This window comes from Streptomyces sp. NPDC087300, from assembly GCF_044744425.1.
GTDB lineage: Bacteria > Actinomycetota > Actinomycetes > Streptomycetales > Streptomycetaceae > Streptomyces.
The window spans coordinates 15888-33248 of sequence record NZ_JBIUYI010000011.1 but is presented as its reverse complement, the minus strand read 5'-3'; the positions used below and the strand labels follow the sequence as shown (position 1 = coordinate 33248).

Here is a 17361-nt window from a genome sequence, read left to right as displayed (position 1 = left end):
GAGGCCATCTTTTAGGGACGCAAGCAGAAGGGGCAGTCACCCACCGGGTGACTGCCCCTTCTAGCTGCTCAAGGGTTACTTGCCCTTGGCCGCTTCCTTCAGCTTGGAACCAGCCGAAACCTTGACGCTGTAACCGGCCGGAATGTTGATCGGCTCGCCGGTCTGCGGGTTGCGGGCGGTGCGAGCGGCACGGTGGGTGCGCTCGAAGGTCAGGAAGCCGGGGATGGTGACCTTCTCGTCGCCCTTGGCAACGATCTCGCCGACGGTCTCGGCGAACGCGGCCAGCACGGCGTCGGCGTCCTTGCGGGTCACCTCGGCGCGGTCGGCCAGCGCGGCCACCAGCTCACTGCGGTTCATGTTTGTACTCCCGTGTTCTTTTGCCGTTGAGGCGTGCCACGCGGCAGAGCCGCATGATGGGCACAGCGAAGACGATGCTGCCAGGGTCCTCGGACAGTCCCCGGACCCGGGTCTGACGTCAGACCCTCGCGCCCGATTACGCATCCTGCCCCCACCTGCGGCGGGAAAGCGAATCCGGCGCCCGTGGGGGTCACACGAAAAGCGTCCGCCGCCCCTCGAAAGAAGGGGCCCGGGGGGCTTGCTTGCTGCCAAGCCACCCTAGAGGGGCCCCTCGGGCCGTTGTCCGGCGACGCGCCGTGCGGCTAGGCCGTGGGACCCGTCACAGCGGCCCCCGCCGCCTTCGCCGCGGTGCGCACGGCACCGGCGACGGCGCCCGCGACCTTGTCGTTGAAGACGCTGGGGATGATGTAGTTCCGGTTCAGCTCGTCCTCGGCGACGACGTCCGCGAGGGCGCCCGCGGCGGCCAGCATCATCTCCGTGTTGACCGTGCGCGACTGGGCGTCGAGCAGGCCGCGGAAGACGCCGGGGAAGACCAGGACGTTGTTGATCTGGTTCGGGAAGTCCGAACGGCCGGTCGCCACGACTGCCGCCGTCTGACGGGCGATCGCCGGGTCGACCTCGGGGTCCGGGTTCGCGAGCGCGAACACGATGGCACCCTCGGCCATGGCGGCCACGTCGTCGCCGTTCAGCACGTTCGGAGCGGAGACGCCGATGAACACGTCGGCGCCGACCACGGCCTCCTTGAGGGTGCCGGTGAGGCCCTCCGGGTTGGTGTTGTCGGCGATCCAGCGCAGCGGCGAGTCCGCGTCGGCGCTGACCAGGTCCTCGCGGTCGGCGTGCACGACGCCGTGGATGTCTGCCACGACGGCGTTCTTGACGCCCGCGGCGAGCAGCAGCTTGAGAATGGCCGTACCGGCCGCTCCGGCGCCCGACATGACCACGCGGACGTCCCCGATGCCCTTGCTCACCACGCGCAGGGCGTTGGTGAGCGCGGCCAGGACGACGATCGCGGTGCCGTGCTGGTCGTCGTGGAAGACGGGGATGTCGAGGGCCTCGCGGAGGCGGGCCTCGATCTCGAAGCAGCGCGGCGCGGAGATGTCCTCCAGGTTGATGCCCGCGAAGCCGGGGGCGATGGCCTTGACGATCTCGACGATGGCGTCGGTGTCCTGGGTGTCCAGGCAGAGCGGCCAGGCGTCGATGCCGGCGAAGCGCTTGAAGAGGGCCGCCTTGCCCTCCATGACCGGCAGCGCGGCCTTCGGGCCGATGTTCCCGAGACCGAGAACGGCCGATCCGTCCGTTACGACCGCAACGGAATTACGCTTGATGGTGAGGCGGCGCGCGTCCTCGGGGTTCTCGGCGATCGCCATGCAGACCCGGGCGACACCCGGGGTGTAGATCATGGAGAGGTCGTCACGGTTCCTGATGGGGTGCTTGGACGCCATCTCGATCTTGCCGCCGAGGTGCATCAGGAACGTACGGTCGGAGACCTTGCCGAGGGTGACGCCCTCGATGGTGCGCAGCTGCTCGACGATCTCGTCGGCGTGCGTCGTGGAGGTCGCCGCGATCGTGACGTCGATCCGCAGCATCTCGTGCCCTGAGGCCGTGACGTCGAGGCCGGTGACCGAGCCCCCGGATGACTCGACGGCCGTGGTGAGCTGGGAGACCGCGGTTCCGCTCGCGGGCACCTCCAGCCGGACCGTCATCGAGTAGGAGACGCTGGGCGCCGTTGCCATGGCCGACTTCCTCTGCTTTCACCTTGTAGCTCTTGCCGTCCGATGGTCGCACCTACCGCCGAGTACGTGGTAGCCGCCCCGGATTGAGAACGTTTTGTTCACCGGCCAGTGCGCTGCGCTTTTGGAAACTTGTTTCCACCATACGAGAAGTTGGGGCTTCTTGGAAGGGCCTCCCGAAAACGAGAAGAGGTCCACGTCACGGTGTGACGTGGACCTCTTCCGTTCGTTCAATGACACCGACCCGCCATGCTCGCCTCGCGGCAAGTGGTCGCTCGTAGCGACGAAGGTTGGGCCCGGGGGCTTGGATCGGGCCGGTGCCACATCCAAGGTAACAAACGATCCCCGTAAGGCAATTCCCGTCCCCACGGGCAAAAGTGTTCAGTCCCTGAGCAGGTCCGGCACACCGTCCCCGTCGGGCTCGTCGCGCTCCCCCGAAAGGACCGTGAGCTGCTGCGTCGCGCGCGTCAGCGCCACGTACAGGACGCGCAGGCCCGCCGGGGACTCGTCGGCGATCTCCGCGGGCGAGACCACGACCGTCGCGTCGTACTCCAGGCCCTTGGCCTCCAGGCTGCCGAGCGCCACCACCCGGTCGCCGAGCCCGGCCAGCCAGCGGGCGGCCTGCTCGCGGCGGTTCATCGCCACCACGACGCCGACCGTGCCGTCGACCCGGTCGAGCAGCAGCGCCGCCTCCTCGCGCACCGCCCCCGCCAGGTCCCCGTCGCGCACGACGGAGAACCGCGGCCGCACCCCCGTCGAACGTACGGCCGAAGGGGACTCGGAGCCCGGCATCGCGAGCGCGAGGACCTTGGCCGCGAGCTCCGCGATCTCGGCGGGGTTGCGGTAGTTGACGGTGAGCGTGAAGCGGCGGCGCGGGCGGGTGCCGAGCGCCTCGTCGCGGGCCGCCGCCGCCTCGTCCGGATCGGACCAGGAGGACTGCGCGGGGTCGCCGACGACCGTCCAGGTGGCGTGCCTGCCGCGGCGGCCGACCATGCGCCACTGCATCGGGGTCAGGTCCTGCGCCTCGTCCACGATGACGTGGGCGTACTCGGTGCGCTCCGCGGCGAGCCGCTCGGCGCGCTCGCGCTGGGACTCCTCGCGCTGCGGCATCAGCTCTTCGAGCCCGGTGAGCAGGTCGAGCGGGTCCAGGTCGCGCTTCTTCTTGGGGCGGTGCGGGGTGCCGAGGATCGCCTGGAGCTCGTCCAGCAGCGCCACGTCGTGCACGGAGAGGCCGTCGCGCTTGAGGGAGCGGGCGGTCTTGCGGACCTCGGAGGGGTTCAGGACCCGGCGGGCCCAGCGGCCCAGGCACCGCTCGTCCGACATCGCCGAGAGCACCCCGCGCGGGGTGAGCTCGGGCCACCAGGCGTCCAGGAAGTGGAGGAAGTCGTCCTCGGACGAGATGTCGTCGTCGAAGGACGAGCGCAGCTCGGCGGCGAGCTCGGGGTCGGTGTGCCGGCCCGCGGACCCCGACTGCGACCACAGGGCGTCGAGCAGCAGCTTGCGGGCGCGCGGGCGCAGCAGGTTGACGGGGGCGGTGCCGCCGAGCGCGTTGCGGCGGATGCGGTTCAGCTGGTCGGTGTCGAGTTCGAGGCGGCGGCCGAACGCGACGACGCGCAGCCGGGTGGTGTCGACCCGCTTCGGCCCTTCGTCGTCCCCGTCCTGCCAGGACTCCGCGCCGTCCTCGCCGTTCGCGCCGTCCTCGTCGCCGAAGGCGAGCTGCCCGTCGTCCCGCCGCGGCGGGCGCGGGACCGCGGGACCGGCCCCCGGCCCCTGCTCCAACGCCCCCCGCGCCGCCTTCCGCAGGACGTTCAGCATCCGCGCGGAGCCCTTGACCCTGGCGGCCGCCGGGGAGTCGTAGAGCGTGGCCTCCACGCCGTCGACCAGGGAGCCGACCGCGCGGATCGCGACCTGGCCCTCCTCGCCGAGCGAGGGCAGCACGCCCTCGGTGTAGGCGACCAGGAGCGGGGTCGGCGAGACGATCAGGATGCCGCCCGCGTACCTGCGGCGGTCCTGGTAGAGCAGATACGCCGCGCGGTGCAGCGCCACCGCGGTCTTGCCGGTGCCGGGGCCGCCCTCCACGTACGTCACCGAGGCGGCGGGCGCGCGGATCACCATGTCCTGCTCGGCCTGGATGGACGCGACGATGTCCCGCATGGAGTGGCTGCGGGCCTGCCCGAGCGCCGCCATCAGGGCGCCGTCGCCGATCACCGCAAGCTCCTCGCCCTTGAGCAGGGCGGTGATCTCCGGGCGCATCAGGTCGTCCTCGACGCCGAGCACCTTGCGGCCCTTGGAGCGGATGACGCGCCGGCGCACGACCCGGCCGGGGTCGACCGGCGTCGAACGGTAGAACGGCGCGGCCGCGGGCGCCCGCCAGTCGATGACCAGCGGGGAGTAGTCCGCGTCCAGGACGCCGATGCGCCCGATGTGCAGGGTCTCCGCGATGTCGGCGGTGTTGTTCGGGCGCACGGCGCCCTCGGCGGGCTCGACCGCGGTGTACGCGCCGTCGGGGCCCTTCTTGCCGTCCTTGCCCTGGAGCAGGTCGATGCGTCCGAAGAGGAAGTCCTCGAACTCGTTGTTGAGACGGTTGAGATGGACCCCGGCCCGGAAGACCTGCGCGTCACGCTCGGCGAGCGCGCCCGGCGTACCGACCTGGGAGCGCTTGGCCGCGTCGTTCATCAGGAACTCGGCCTCGTGGATCTTCTCCTCGAGACGTCGGTAGACCTGGTCGAGATGTTCCTGTTCGACGCTGATCTCGTGGTCGCGTACGTCGGCCACCGAGGCCCCTTTCAAGACGTGCTGCTCGCCCGTAATGAGCAGCCGTCCACCGTACGCGAAAGGGGGCCCCCTTGTGCACTCCTCCCGCGCACTCGTGGGCGTTACGCGTCCACCGTGACCAGGCGTTTGCCGTCGAAGGTGGTCACCTCGAAGTGGTCGATGTCGTTGCGGTCCATGGCCGCTCCCCCGTGGACGTACAGGGGACCGCGGGCCCATTTGTTCGGGCTGTCCTTGATGCCGTAGCCCCACTTCGGCACCGACCAGGTCGTCACCGTCTCCTTCTCGCCGTCCTTGCCGACCGCGATCAGCGAGCACTTGAGCGGGCCCTTGACGTTCTTCAGCTCCAGGACGGCGTGCGTGCCCCAGGCCTTCTCCTCCGTGCCGACCGTGGCGCTGACCTTGGTCTTCGGGTCCGTGGCCCGGTACTTCTCCGCCATGTGGTGGAAGAAGGCGTCCTCGGCCGGGCTGGTGGAGTGCGGGTCGGCGGCGACCTCCTTCGAGCCGCCGTCGTCGGTGACCGCGAGGACCGTGAGCGGGCCCCCGACGATCAGCGCGGCCGCCGCCGCGACCAGGTACAGGCCGCGCCTGCGCCGGCGCTCGCGCTTGACGGTCACCTCGTCGACGAGCCGGTCGGCGAGCCGGGGGCTCGGCCGGGCCGCGAGCTGTTCGCCGATCTCGGGCAGACCGCGCGGACCCGGCAGGTCCGCGAGCGCGGCCAGCATCGGTTCCATGCCGGAGAACTCCTCCAGCTGGTGCTGGCAGATCCCGCACCCGGCGAGGTGCTCCTCGAACCGCGTCGCGTCGGCGTCGTCCAGGACGCCGAGGGCGTAGGCACCGACGGTCTCGTGGATGCTGTCGTCCTGCCGCGCGCCATGCTGGCCGTAGGACTCGGTCATGCCGTCACCCCCCGCTCCTCGAGCGCCAGCTTCATCGAGCGAAGCGCGTAGAAGACCCGTGAACGGACCGTGCCGCTGGGGATGCCCAGCGTCTGAGCCGCCTCATTGACCGTACGCCCTTTGAAGTAGGTCTCGACAAGTACCTCCCGGTGCGCGGGAGTCAGGTCCTCCAGCGCGTCCGAGAGCGTCATCAGCCACAGCGCCTTATCGATCTCGTCCTCCGCGGGGATGACCTCCAGCGGCGACGGATCGACCTCCTGCGGCCGGGCCTGCCGGCTGCGGTGGCCGTCGATGACGATGCGCCGGGCGACCGTCACCAGCCAGGGGCGGACCGAACCGGTCGCACGGTTGAGCTGACCGGCGTTCTTCCAGGCACGGATGAGCGTCTCTTGTACGACATCTTCGGCGCGCTGCCGGTCCCCCGCCACCAGGCGGAGCACATAGGCGAGCAGCGGACCCGCGTGCTCGCGGTAGAGCGCGCGCATCAACTCCTCGTCCGGGCCCTTGGGTTGACCTAGGCGATGTCGGGGCGAGGGCGGGCGTTCATCGGCCACGGCGGAATCCTTGCGCACGCGCACCTCCGGTGTCCGCGCTTCGGGCGCTTCGGACGGGTCTCATGCCGGAGGTACGTAGACGGGGCGTGGGGCGTTCAACGCGGTTTACCTGCTTGTGCGTTGGCGTGCACGGTCCTTGCGTGTCGGCGAGCGCGGGATCAGCCCCGCACCTGGGCGCGTGCGGGAACGTTCTTGCGCGTCTGCGCGGGGGCTCGCGGTCAAGTGCGGGCGAGCGCGGCCCTGCGGCGGTGTCTGGCCACCCGCTCCCGGTTGCCGCACACCTCGCTGGAGCACCAGCGGCGGCGGCGCCCGCGGGACGTGTCGAGGTACACGATGGGGCAGTTGTCGCCCTCGCACTGGCGCAGCAGCGCGCGGGCCGCCGGGTCGGTGAGCAGCTCGACGGCGTCCCGCGCGACCGCGGCGACCAGGGCCGCGCAGCCGGGCTCGCCGCACAGGACGCGGACCAGGGCGCCCTCCGCGGTGCGGACCGCGCGCGGGGCCGGGGGCGCGGCGGCGGCCAGCGCGTTGACCCGGTCGAGCGCGGCGTCCGCGGGCCTGCCGTCGATCTCGCCGTGCACCAACTGGGCGACCTGGGCGCGCAGTTCGTGAAAGGCGGTGAGCCATTGCGGGCCCGCGTCGGGCAGCCGCGCGCTCGGCGGCACGAGCCCCGCGCCGGTCAGCCAGGCGCGCAGCCTGCCGACCGAGTCGAGCCGTTCCACGGGGTGGTTCGTCGCCACGAGGTCCAGGCAGCTCCGCCCGGAGTCGAATCGCAGCTCGTACGGAGCCGGGGCCGTGCCCAACGCCATGCGCCTGTCACCGCCTTGGGGGTCACCGGTGAGTGAGTGCCGTTGCGTACCCCTACAGTGCCCTTCCCCGGGCGGGTCCGGAACCCCTGCCACCGGGACGGACGCGGGACCGGCACGTGAATCGGCACGTGAATCGGCACATGGACCGGAACGTGGACCGGCACGCGGACCGGCACGTGATGCGCTCCGCGGGGCCGTCGGACGCGAGACCCTCGCGCATGACGGTGCGACGCGAGGCCATGGTCGCGGGTGCCCCCGTCCGGTTGACTCCTCCCCATGACGCAGACGACACAGAATCACATGACGGCACGTCAGGGACGTGTCTCCGCAGGGGCGGTGCTGGGTACGGCCGCGGTGGCCATGGGCCTGATGGCGGGCACCTTCTACGCCTTCACGTGCGCCGTGATGCCCGCGCTCGCCCGCAGCGGCGACCGCGTCTACATCGAGGTCATGCAGAACATCAACGACGTGATCGAGAACCCCGTCTTCTTCGCGGGCTTCTTCGGGGCGTTCATCCTCACCGCCGTCGCCGCGCGGCAGCTGCGCCGCACGTCGCTGCGGTGGTGGGTGTACGCGGCGCTGCTCGTGTACGCCGCCGCCTTCATCCTCACCTCGGCCGTGAACGTCCCCCTGAACAACGACCTCGCCGACGCGGGCGACCCCGCGAAGATCGCCGATCCGGCGGCCGTGCGCGAGCGGTTCGAGGACGCGTGGGTGGCCTGGAACATCGTGCGCGCCACGCTCTGCACGCTGGCCTCCGCGCTCCTCGTACGGGCCCTGGTGCTGCTCGGCAGGGAGCGCGCGGATCAGTCCGCGTACTTGGACCCGGCCGCCGCGTCCACCGCGAGCCGGTAACCGCGCTTGACCACCGTCTGGATCAGCTTCGGATCGCCGAGCGCCGCACGCAGCCGGGCCATCGCCGTCTCCACCGCGTGCTCGTCGCGGCCCGCGCCCGGCAGCGCGCGCAGCAGCTCGGCGCGGGCCACCACCCAGCCGGGGCGGCGCGCGAGGGCCCGCAGCAGGGCCATGCCCGCGGGCGGCAGGGGGCGCAGCTCCTCGTCGACGACGGCCGCGTGGCCGCGGATCTCGACGCGGCGGCCCGCGACGGGCAACACCCTTGCCCGGGACGGCAGTTCGCGGCAGATCAGCTGGACGAGCGGCCCGATCCTGAACCGCTCGGGCTGCACCGTCGCCACACCGAGCGACTGCAACGGCAGCGCGGTGACGGACCCCACGCACGCGGCGAGCACGTCGTGGCCGAGGGCCGCGAGCAGCTCGTCGCGCATGCCCCGCTCCTCGGCGCGGGCGAGCAGCGAGGCGGCGGCGGGAGCGCTGGTGAACGTCAGCGCGTCCACGCTCCGCGCGACCGTCGCGTCGAGCAGCCGGTCCACCGGGGCGAGGTCCTCCGGCGGCAGCCACCGGTAGACGGGCACCACGACGACCTCCGCGCCCCCGGCCCGCAGCGCCTCGACGAAGCCGGGCAGCGGTTCCCCGTGCAGCTGGAGCGCGACGCGCCGCCCTGCCACGCCCTGGCCCAGCAGCCGGTCGAGCACCTCCGCCATCGACTCGGAGGACGGCGACCACTCCTCGGTGAGCCCGGCGGCCCGCACCGCGCCCTTCACCTTGGGCCCGCGCGCGAGGAGTTCGACCCCGCGCAGACACCCCACGAGCGCCTCGCCGAGCCCCCACCCGTCGGCGGCCTCGATCCAGCCGCGGAACCCGATCGCGGTGGTGGCGATCACGACGTCGGGCGCGTGCCCGATCAACTCCTTGGTGGCGGCGAGGAGTTCACTGTCGTCGGCGAGCGGCACGATGCGCAGCGCGGGCGCGTGCAGGACGGTGGCGCCGCGCCGCTGGAGGAGCGCGCCGAGCTCGTCGGCGCGGCGGGCGGCGGTGACGCCGACGGTGAACCCGGCAAGCGGCCCGTACGCGTCCGTGCCCTCTGGAGTGCGATTCCCTGACGTGCCGTCCCCGGAAGTACCGTCCCCTGATGTGCCGTTCCCTGAAGTGGTGGCGTGCATCCTCTGCTCTCGTCCCGCCTGTAGTTCGTGGCCCAGCGGACGACCGAGCCTGCCAACGGTGCGTGACGGGCCGGGACCACCGTGATGTCCACCGTGTTACGTCACACCTCGGCGTACCTGAGCTGCGCTTTCGTCTCCCTGTCCGGCTCGTCACCGCTCCTGCCCGCACCCCGTCGAAGGTATACGGACCAGGTCACGAGCGAGCACAGCGCGTAGAAGCCGAGGAACGCGACGAAGGCTCCGGTCCCCGACCCCACCGTACGGAAGGACTGCCGCAGCGCGAGGTTGATGCCGAGGCCGCCGAGCGCGCCGACCGCCCCGATGAGCCCCATCGCGGCCCCGGACAGCCGCCGCCCGTACGCCGCGGCCGCCTCACCCGCGAGGCCCCGCCCCTCGGCCTGGGCCTGGAAGATCCCCGGGATCATCTTGTACGTCGAGCCGTTGCCGAGCCCGGTGAGCACGAACAGGGCGACGAACGCGCCGACGAACAGGGGCAGCGACTCCCGTACGGAGGCGACGACGACCACGCCGGTGGCGGCCGCCATCGCCACGAAGTTCCCCAGCGTGATGCGCGCCCCGCCGAACCGGTCGGCGAGCCGCCCGCCCACCGGCCTGATCAGCGAGCCGAGCAGCGGCCCGATGAAGGTGACCTGCGCGGCCTCCAGCGGCGTACGCCCGAACTGCGTCTGGAGCACGAGCCCGAAGGCGAAGCCGTACCCGATGAAGGAACCGAAGGTCCCCACGTACAGCAGCGCCATGATCCAGGTGTGCGCGTCGCGGGCGGCGGCCTTGGCGGCGCCGGTGTCGTTCCGTACGGAACTGATGCTGTCCATGTACCGGAAGGCGCACACGGCGGAGACGACGACGAGCGGAATGTAGATCCCCAGCACGAGCCGGGGCCCGCCACCGGCACCGATGGCGGCGAGCCCCACCAGCTGCACGACCGGCACCCCGAGGTTCCCGCCCCCCGCGTTGAGCCCGAGCGCCCACCCCTTCTCCCGCAACGGGAAGAAGGAGTTGATGTTGGTCATGCTGGACGCGAAGTTGCCCCCGCCGACGCCGGTGAGCAGCGCACACACCATGAAGGTGGCGTACGAGGTCCCCGGCTCCATGACGACGAAGGCGGCGACGGTCGGCAGCAGCAGGAGTGACGCGGCGAAGACCGTCCAGTTCCGCCCGCCGAACCGGGCGACGGCGAAGGTGTAGGGCACCCGGACGACGGCCCCCACGAGCGTCGCCATCGACACCAGGAAGAACTTCCCCGCGGCGTCGACCCCGTACTCGGGCCCCATGAACAGCACCATGACGGACCACAGGCTCCACACGGAGAACCCGATGTGCTCGGACACCACGGAAAACGCCAGATTCCGCCGCGCCACCCGCTCCCCACCCCCCTCCCAGAACCGCTCGTCCTCGGGCTCCCACCGCTCGATCCACATCACATGCCTCCACGGTCCGTCCACGCCCAACGGCTGATGTGGCGAAGGTAGGGACCCCGGATTTCAGCCCTGTGCCGGTCGGTGACCTTCGGGGAACGTTGGGCTCACGGTGGGGGGTGGGGGGTGGTGAGGAGGGTGCTCAGATGTCGCGCTCAGCTCGCGCCCGTTCGCTGTGCCGGGACGGTCTGTACGCCTTCGCCCGAGAGCGCCTCGGCGATCGGTGCGGTGTGGGCCGTTCGCAGCTCGATGGCGTCACCGGAGCGCAGGAGCAGGTCCAGGGTCGGGTCCAGCCAGGCTGCTGAGCTGGCGATGCACACCACGCCCACGAGATCCGCGAAGGGAATGTCGAGCGAGCCACCGTCGACGCCACGAAGGTGAAGTACACCCGTGCCGATCGCCAGTACGCCCGCACGCGGCGATTCACGGTCCCAGGCGGCCGGCCCGTCGGCCACACCCTGCTCGACGGGACCACCGAGGCCGTAGCGGATGGGGTAGGCAGCCGTGTCCTGGGCGAACGAAGTCATCAGAACGCTCGTGGCTTCGGCGAGGTCGAGCCCGCTCCCGGTTCCGTCCGAGTGCGACCTTCGGAAAGCCGATCAGCAGCACGGCCAGAGCGATCAGCCCCACCACCAGAAGGCCGAGCACGTTCTTCGGACGGGCGATCGCGAAAACCACCGCGACGATGACGACGGGGGCGAACAGAGCGATGTACAGCAACGCGGGACGGATGCCCGCCCCTTGGGCTTCCACGGCCGTGTGCAGCCGCTCTCGATTCTGGAGCCGCCTGCGCTCTCGCCCTCGGATCACGTTCTCCCGTGAAGCCCAGCTGTATCGGTCCGCGTACTTCCTCACCGTCGCCCACGCGAAGCAGCCTGCTGCCACCAGGCCCGGGAGCATCACCAAGACGTCCGGATCGGACACGTCCGCCAGCACCAGCGCGGCCAAGAGGAACGCCACTACGAGGATCACCGCGGCATTGATGAGCCGAGAGTGCGGGACGCCCTGCGAGCCGTAGCCCGAGGGAAATTCCGATTCACAGCCGCGATCGGCCGCGGCCCACTGGCGCAACAGACGGGCTCGTCTCTGCCCTCGTCCGCGCAGAGAACGCAGGACCACCAGCGCCGAGAGCGCGACGACCACAAACAGAACAAGGGCTCCGGCGACCGTCACGGCCACGTCGGTGCTATCGCTGTCCTCACCGGTGACAGAGCCGACCACAAGGACCGGGGCCGACAAGGCAACCAGGGTCACCAGCACCGAGCACGCGAAGAAGACAAGACCGCGCCCGCGCGAGAGGTCCTCACGGACCAGAGTCTTGAACGCCGTCGACTGTGCCTGCAGCAGGGCCCCACGATCCGGCCAGCCGCCGGCCGGACCGGGCGCGTCGGGAAGCGGCGCGGCGTGAAAGAACGAACCCTGAGGGGGCGGGCTGGAGTTGGCGGTATTCGTCATGCCCGTTCCGAATGTCCGTTCCGATTTCCCCGCGATGACGGCCACCAGAGCGGCCAACTCCCTCACCTGATGCGGGTTCAGACAGGTTCCGATGACAAGGAGGCCCCTGCCCCCCCTCCGGCGGCAACGCCCGGCCCTCCGCTCACCGGTTGATGGACTGAACCTCCTCAACCGTCACCTGCTGCTCCTCACCGAACTCACCGTTGGGCAGATCCCCGCCCTCACCGGTGGTGCTGGTCCAGGTGATCTCCCAGGTGACGGTGGCCTGGAGGTTGTACGAGCCGTCGCCCGACGACCGCAGATACCTCACGCCACACGGCGGCGCCGTGTCCACGGGCGTGCCCTTGGGGCGCGGCGTGCCGATCTTCCCGTTCTCGATGGGGCACTCCCCCGAGGCCGGGTACGTCTCGGCATCGTCCGTGCCCGGAGCGAGCGTGAGAGCCACGGGCTTGGCGGTGGTGGTCGCGGAGAGGCCCGAGCCCGGGATGCTCGCGGTGACCGACACCTCCTTGAACTTCGCCTTGTTCAACCAGACCCAGGTGGGGAAGTTGACCTTCGTCGTCCCCTCCGGCGCCATGTCGATCTCGGTGCCGGGGACGGGGAGTTCGTCGTAGGCGTACTCGGCGAGGATCTTCGGGCTTACGGCGAGGGGCTCATCGGGCGTCTCACCCTCGTCCACCCAGAAGGGCTGCTTGTCGCAGGCGCTGGCCTCGGGGTCGTCCTTGCGGTTCGGATTGACCGCTGCCGCCCAGAACATCCCCTTCCCCTGCTTGTCCAGGTTGTAGTCCTTGTACGGCTTGCCCTCTTTGTAGCGGCTGTCGAGGAAGTCGCCGACGAACTCCCCGACTCCGTCGAAGAGCGGGACACCACCGCCGAAGCCCCGCCATGCCTTGACGGTCTCCTCGATCTCCTTGGGTGAGAACGCGGGCTCGTACCAACACGCAGGCGGGTTCCAATTGCTGTCAGCCGAGGAGAGGTTGCCCGTCCTCGCCGAGTTCGCGTTGCCGTTGGTCGAGGTCTGGACCTTGGTCTCGACGGTGATGGTACGGCCGCTCTTGCCGCCCTTCGACTGCTTGCCGTCGGTCTGGTCCGTCCAGCCGGCCCATGCCTGCGGGACTGCCTGGGTGACGACGACCATGGCAGCGAGCGCGGCGAACGCCACGTTCCGTCGGCTCAGGGCTGGCACTGCGCGCTCCCCATCTCCGACGTGCTGTTGGTCAGCTGCCACACGCCGTCCGCGTTCTTGCGCAGACGATCGTTGTAGAGGATGTAGGAGTCCTTGGAGGCCGGGGTGACGTTCTTCTTGTGCGTCTTGCGGTCCTTCGTGTACCCCTTGGACTCGTCCGAGCAGTAGGTGAGACCCGCCGAACCGTCCTTGCTAAACGTGACCTTGCGGTCGGTGAAGCGGACCGTGCCGGCCAGCGTCATATCGGACTTGATGAAGTTGCCGGACCACTCGATCGTCCCGAGCAGACCCGCGCCCTTGCTGTAGAACCTGACGGGCTCCGACTTCGGGTCCTGCTTCTCGATCGAGTCGATGATGGCCCGCCAGTACTCCGCGTTGTCCCGGAGCACGGCGTCCGTCTTCTCGTCCCCCGCAGCCTCGGGGGTGAAGACCAACTTGACGTCTTTCGGCACCACGATCTTCGGCCGGTCGACACTGTCCGAGGGTGCCGTCGCCGAGGGGGCCTGAGACTCCTTCGCCTCGTCGCCCGAATCGGCTCCGGCAATCTTGTCGTTGCCCTTCGAATCACCCTCACCTCCTCCGCAGGCAGAGAGCGCGAGGGCCGCGGCAACGGTCAAGGTGGCCGCTGCGAGCAGGGCGGGTCGGCGGTTCACAGTCGGCTCCTGGTGAGGCGAGGGTTCTCTTGAGTGAACCAAGCTATCCATCAGGCAAAGCCGAGGTCATGTCGAGTGCGATCCCGCACAGGGCATACGTGCACATAGCGGCCGCCGAATCTCACTGTTGGCGCAAACTGATCGCCAGGCGCAGCGGTTTGATCACTCAATGCCACGGGAGACATCTTCACTCCCACCCTCCAACGCCTGCGAAAGCAACGCCCGTCACCCCAAATGGGTATCCCCCAACGAAACCAACAGCCGCCGCAACGCCCCGTCGAGCGCCGCCCGCTCGGACGGAGTGAGGGCAGCTAGCATGCGTTCCTCGTTCGCCACGTGGTCGACCACCGCGCGGTCGACCAGGTCCAGGCCCGCGTCGGTGAGGCGGACGCGGATGGCGCGGCGGTCGGTGGGGTCGGGGTGGCGTTCGATCAGGCCCTTGCGTTCCAGCTTGTCCAGGCGGTTGGTGATGGCGCCGGAGGTCACCATCGCGGTCTTGATCAGGCCGCCCGCGGTCAGCTCGTGCGGGGCGCCGACGCGGCGCAGCGTGGCGAGGACGTCGAACTCCGCGAACTCCAGGCCGTATTCGACGAAGACCGTCTTCATGCCCTTGCTCAGCAGGTGGTCCGCCCGCTTGATGCGGCCGACCAGCGCCATCGCGTCCAGGTGGGCGAGCTCCAGGTCCGGGCGCTCGCGGCGCCACTGACCGCGCAGTTCGTCTATGGCGTCCGAGCCGACGCCGCCGCCCGCGACCCCCGCGACGTCGACGTCGACATCGGCGCCCGCGCCGGCCGCCCGCCCCTTCGCCTTCCGCTCAGCCATTCCCGCACCTCTCCCTAATAGAGCCAGTAGAGCCAGTAGAGCCCGATCTCTCAACGTTCAGATACTTGACGTTCGCAGATCCGAGGTCCATATTTATCTCAACGTTGAGAATAACAGCGTTCAGGGGAACAGCGAGGGGAAGCGTCATGTCCGTGACCAGCGGCACCGCCACCACCGACAGCACCACCACGACCGGCAGCAGCAAGGGCAAGAGCGCAGGCACGGGCACGGGCAACAGCACGAATCGCACCACCGCCAAAGCCGCCGCAGGCATCGCCGCCCTCGCCGCCATCGGCCCCGCCACCTGGGGCACCACCTACGTCACGACCACCGAACTGCTGCCCCCGGACCGCCCCCTCCTCGCCGCCGCCCTGCGCGCGCTGCCCGCCGGTCTGATCCTGCTCGCCCTCACCCGGCGCCTGCCGCGCGGCGACTGGTGGTGGAAGGCGGCCGTACTGGGAGTGCTCAACTTCGGGGCGTTCTTCCCGCTCCTCTTCTTCGGCGCGTACCGGCTCCCCGGCGGCGTCGCGTCCACGATCAGCGCGGTCATGCCGCTGCTCGTGGCGGGCTTCGGCATCGGCGTACTGAAGGTGCGGCCCACCCGCCGTACGTTGATCGCGGGACTCGTCGGCGTCGCGGGCGTCGCCCTGCTCGTCCTGCGCGGCAGCGCCGCCGTCGACCTCGCGGGCATCGCGGCGATGCTCACGGCGACCACCCTCATGGCACTCGCCGTCGTACTGAGCAAGCGCTGGGGCCGCCCCGAAGGCGTCTCCCTGCTGACGCTGACCGGCTGGCAACTCACCGTCGGCGGCCTGGTCCTGGCCCCGATCGCCCTGACCGCCGAGGGCCTGCCCGACCACTTCACCGGCGCCAACATCGCCGGATACGCCTACCTCGGCATCATCGGCACGGCCATCGCGTACGCCCTCTGGTTCCGCGGCATCGAGCGCCTCCCCGCCTCCTCCGTCTCCTTCCTCGGCCTGACCAACCCGGTCGTCGCCACCCTCGCGGGCCTGCTGTTCCTGGGCCAGACCCTGACCGTGTGGCAGCTGGCGGGACTGGTCCTGGTCCTGGCGAGCGTGCTGCTCGGCCAACAGCGCCGCACAGCCGGCCGCACACCCCGCCGCACGGCCTGACCCCCTCCCTCCCTCACCCAACCTCCCTCCCTCCCTCACAAGGAGTCCCCATGCGCATCACCGTCTTCGGAGCAGCCGGAAACTCGGGCCGCCGCGTCGTCGCCGAGGCCCTGTCCCGCGGCCACGAGGTCACCGCCGTCGTACGCGACGCCGCCCGCTTCACCGAACTCCACCCCGACGCCACGCACCGCACGGGCGACGCCGGAGTCCCGGACGACGTACGGCAGTTGAGTACGGGCCAGGACCTCGTGGTGAACGCCACGAGACCGGCGCCGGGCCGCGAGGCCGAGCACCCCGCCATCACCAGGTCACTCCTGACGGGCCTCGCGGGCACCGGCGTCCGCCTTCTGATCATCGGCGGCGCGGGCAGCCTGACGGTCCCCGGCACGGAGGGCCGCCTGGCGATCGACGACCCGAGGTACGTCCCCGCGGCCTGGCGGCACATAGCCGAGGCCTCCAACGCGCAGTACGACGTGGTCCGCACGACGGAGACGGACGTCGCCTGGACCTACCTGAGCCCCTCGGCCCTCTTCGAACCGGGCCCCCGCACCGCCGAGTTCCGCCTCTCCAAGGACGAACTCCTGGTGGACGCGGCGGGCAACTCGGCCATCTCCATGGAGGACCTGGCCATCGCCCTCCTGAACGAGGCGGAGCGACCGGAGCACCACCGGGGGCGGTTCACGGTGGGGTACTGAGCCCAGAACCAAGAAAGCGGTCACGCCCCACCCCGAAGGGCAGAGGCGTGACCGCCGCACGACGCCGCCGTGTCAGACCGCGGGCCCGTGAAGTCGGGCTACTTCGCCGCGAACTTCCAGATCACCGGGTCCCCGTCCTCCTTCTCGGCCCAGTGGACCTCGAGGGACTTCGAGCCCGCCGGGATCAGGTACGTCTCGCAGAGCACGTGGCTCTCGCCCTTCTTCCAGCCTTCGAGGTCCAGCTTGTCGTCGCAGCCGGCCGCGTCCTCCGCGGCGCCGATCAGGAGGCCGCCGCGGGCGCCGTCCGCGTAGATCTCCGTGGTGTCGGCGGCGTCCGGCGTGTCCTTGAGGGGGGCGCCCGCCTTGTGCGTGAACTTCAGGTGCGCGACCGCGGGGACCATGCCCTTGGCCTTGCTCGGGTCCTGGACCAGCTTCTTGGTCTCGGCCTCCGTGCCGACGTCGATCTTCTGCGCGGCGACGTCGTACGTGACGGTGGCGTCGCCCTCCTTCACCTTGCCGGTGGTGCTGTCGCCGGCCGCGAGGGCGGGCGCCTCCTTCGGCTTGGTCTGCGACTTGGGGGCGTCGGCCTTCTTGTCGTCCGACTTGTCGTCGTCACCGCCGCCGCAGGCGGTCAGCGCGAGGGCGAGTACGGCGGCGGGCGCGGCGAAGCGCAGCGCGGTCTTCTTGCGGAGCAAAACGTTCTCCCGGCAGGTGTGGGGCCCCGCCGCATGACGTGCGGTGTTCCACGCGTGCGGCCGGTTGAGATCATCACCCTAGGAGCGGGCCACGTATCGCGTCGAGGCCGTTACGGGCGTCAAGCCATTGCGCGTTAGCGGCAG

The 17361-nt window shown here is 70.5% G+C and carries 17 protein-coding genes; 3 read left to right on the top strand and 14 right to left on the bottom strand.

Going from position 1 to position 17361, the window contains the following annotated elements:
- Positions 1-75: 75 nt before the first annotated feature.
- The 6 genes from ACIO9J_RS36015 to ACIO9J_RS35990 all read right to left on the bottom strand — a co-directional run bounded on the left by ACIO9J_RS36015 (position 76) and on the right by ACIO9J_RS35990 (position 7118).
- On the bottom strand, positions 76-357 hold the full coding sequence (locus ACIO9J_RS36015) for an HU family DNA-binding protein (protein ID WP_016645140.1): 282 nt from the start codon (positions 355-357) through the stop codon (positions 76-78).
- A 302-nt stretch (positions 358-659) separates the two neighbouring features.
- On the bottom strand, positions 660-2090 hold the full coding sequence (locus ACIO9J_RS36010) for an NAD-dependent malic enzyme (RefSeq protein ID WP_402008868.1): 1431 nt from the start codon (positions 2088-2090) through the stop codon (positions 660-662).
- Positions 2091-2468: 378 nt separating this feature from the next.
- Entirely contained in the window at positions 2469-4862 is a 2394-nt protein-coding gene (locus tag ACIO9J_RS36005) for a HelD family protein (protein WP_402008865.1), read from the bottom strand.
- A gap of 101 nt (positions 4863-4963) precedes the next feature.
- Positions 4964-5758 (bottom strand): anti-sigma factor family protein, encoded by a 795-nt coding sequence (locus ACIO9J_RS36000; protein ID WP_402008862.1) that lies wholly within the window; start codon positions 5756-5758, stop codon positions 4964-4966.
- A complete protein-coding gene (locus ACIO9J_RS35995) occupies positions 5755-6336 on the bottom strand; it encodes a sigma-70 family RNA polymerase sigma factor (protein WP_402008859.1) in 582 nt (193 codons plus the stop codon). Before ACIO9J_RS35995 ends, ACIO9J_RS36000 begins: the two co-directional genes overlap by 4 nt.
- Positions 6337-6530: 194 nt before the next feature.
- Positions 6531-7118: a CGNR zinc finger domain-containing protein gene (locus ACIO9J_RS35990; protein WP_402008856.1), complete on the bottom strand. Its 588-nt coding sequence runs from the start codon at positions 7116-7118 to the stop codon at positions 6531-6533.
- 300 nt (positions 7119-7418) lie between these two features.
- Between ACIO9J_RS35990 and ACIO9J_RS35985 the strand changes: the two genes are divergently transcribed.
- Positions 7419-7973, top strand: coding sequence for a DUF1772 domain-containing protein (locus tag ACIO9J_RS35985; protein WP_402008853.1), 555 nt, complete (start codon positions 7419-7421; stop codon positions 7971-7973).
- Here the strand turns inward: ACIO9J_RS35985 and ACIO9J_RS35980 are convergent.
- The 7 genes from ACIO9J_RS35980 to ACIO9J_RS35950 form a co-directional block, all read right to left on the bottom strand.
- Positions 7925-9139, bottom strand: a complete 1215-nt coding sequence (locus ACIO9J_RS35980) for a uroporphyrinogen-III synthase (protein WP_402008850.1) — start codon at positions 9137-9139, stop codon at positions 7925-7927. The genes ACIO9J_RS35985 and ACIO9J_RS35980 overlap by 49 nt on opposite strands.
- Positions 9140-9240: 101 nt before the next feature.
- Positions 9241-10578, bottom strand: coding sequence for a nitrate/nitrite transporter (locus ACIO9J_RS35975; RefSeq protein ID WP_402008848.1), 1338 nt, complete (start codon positions 10576-10578; stop codon positions 9241-9243).
- A gap of 152 nt (positions 10579-10730) precedes the next feature.
- Complete coding sequence (locus ACIO9J_RS35970; RefSeq protein ID WP_402008845.1) at positions 10731-11030, bottom strand: hypothetical protein; 300 nt, start codon at positions 11028-11030, stop codon at positions 10731-10733.
- On the bottom strand, positions 10999-12087 hold the full coding sequence (locus tag ACIO9J_RS35965) for a hypothetical protein (RefSeq protein WP_402008842.1): 1089 nt from the start codon (positions 12085-12087) through the stop codon (positions 10999-11001). Before ACIO9J_RS35965 ends, ACIO9J_RS35970 begins: the two co-directional genes overlap by 32 nt.
- An 85-nt stretch (positions 12088-12172) precedes the next feature.
- The gene (locus ACIO9J_RS35960; RefSeq protein ID WP_402008840.1) at positions 12173-13216 is read right to left on the bottom strand and encodes a hypothetical protein; all 1044 of its coding nucleotides are present in this window, start codon (positions 13214-13216) and stop codon (positions 12173-12175) included.
- Complete coding sequence (locus ACIO9J_RS35955; protein WP_402008837.1) at positions 13204-13869, bottom strand: hypothetical protein; 666 nt, start codon at positions 13867-13869, stop codon at positions 13204-13206. The genes ACIO9J_RS35960 and ACIO9J_RS35955 overlap by 13 nt, the downstream gene beginning before the upstream one ends.
- A 225-nt stretch (positions 13870-14094) precedes the next feature.
- Positions 14095-14691: a MarR family winged helix-turn-helix transcriptional regulator gene (locus ACIO9J_RS35950; RefSeq protein WP_402008834.1), complete on the bottom strand. Its 597-nt coding sequence runs from the start codon at positions 14689-14691 to the stop codon at positions 14095-14097.
- Positions 14692-14837: 146 nt separating this feature from the next.
- Between ACIO9J_RS35950 and ACIO9J_RS35945 the strand changes: the two genes are divergently transcribed.
- Entirely contained in the window at positions 14838-15827 is a 990-nt protein-coding gene (locus tag ACIO9J_RS35945; RefSeq protein WP_402008831.1) for an EamA family transporter, read from the top strand.
- A 50-nt stretch (positions 15828-15877) separates the two neighbouring features.
- Positions 15878-16522 carry an NAD(P)-dependent oxidoreductase gene (locus ACIO9J_RS35940; protein WP_402008828.1) on the top strand — a complete coding sequence of 215 codons (645 nt, stop codon included), beginning with the start codon at positions 15878-15880 and terminating at the stop codon, positions 16520-16522.
- Positions 16523-16620: 98 nt separating this feature from the next.
- On the opposite strand, the gene ACIO9J_RS35935 is transcribed toward ACIO9J_RS35940, so the two are convergent.
- Positions 16621-17217: a hypothetical protein gene (locus ACIO9J_RS35935; RefSeq protein ID WP_402008824.1), complete on the bottom strand. Its 597-nt coding sequence runs from the start codon at positions 17215-17217 to the stop codon at positions 16621-16623.
- Positions 17218-17361 lie beyond the last annotated feature (144 nt).

Bases quoted from the DNA above. Each gene is read 5' to 3' on its own strand.
- ACIO9J_RS35985 (WP_402008853.1), top strand. From the start codon at position 7,419: ATGACGGCACGTCAGGGACGTGTCTCCGCAGGGGCGGTGCTGGGTACG.
- ACIO9J_RS35980 (WP_402008850.1), bottom strand. From the start codon at position 9,139: ATGCACGCCACCACTTCAGGGAACGGCACATCAGGGGACGGTACTTCC.
- ACIO9J_RS35990 (WP_402008856.1), bottom strand. From the start codon at position 7,118: ATGGCGTTGGGCACGGCCCCGGCTCCGTACGAGCTGCGATTCGACTCC.
- ACIO9J_RS36015 (WP_016645140.1), bottom strand. From the start codon at position 357: ATGAACCGCAGTGAGCTGGTGGCCGCGCTGGCCGACCGCGCCGAGGTG.
- ACIO9J_RS36010 (WP_402008868.1), bottom strand. From the start codon at position 2,090: ATGGCAACGGCGCCCAGCGTCTCCTACTCGATGACGGTCCGGCTGGAG.
- ACIO9J_RS35940 (WP_402008828.1), top strand. From the start codon at position 15,878: ATGCGCATCACCGTCTTCGGAGCAGCCGGAAACTCGGGCCGCCGCGTC.
- ACIO9J_RS35945 (WP_402008831.1), top strand. From the start codon at position 14,838: ATGTCCGTGACCAGCGGCACCGCCACCACCGACAGCACCACCACGACC.
- ACIO9J_RS35950 (WP_402008834.1), bottom strand. From the start codon at position 14,691: ATGGCTGAGCGGAAGGCGAAGGGGCGGGCGGCCGGCGCGGGCGCCGAT.
- ACIO9J_RS35975 (WP_402008848.1), bottom strand. From the start codon at position 10,578: ATGTGGATCGAGCGGTGGGAGCCCGAGGACGAGCGGTTCTGGGAGGGG.
- ACIO9J_RS36000 (WP_402008862.1), bottom strand. From the start codon at position 5,758: ATGACCGAGTCCTACGGCCAGCATGGCGCGCGGCAGGACGACAGCATC.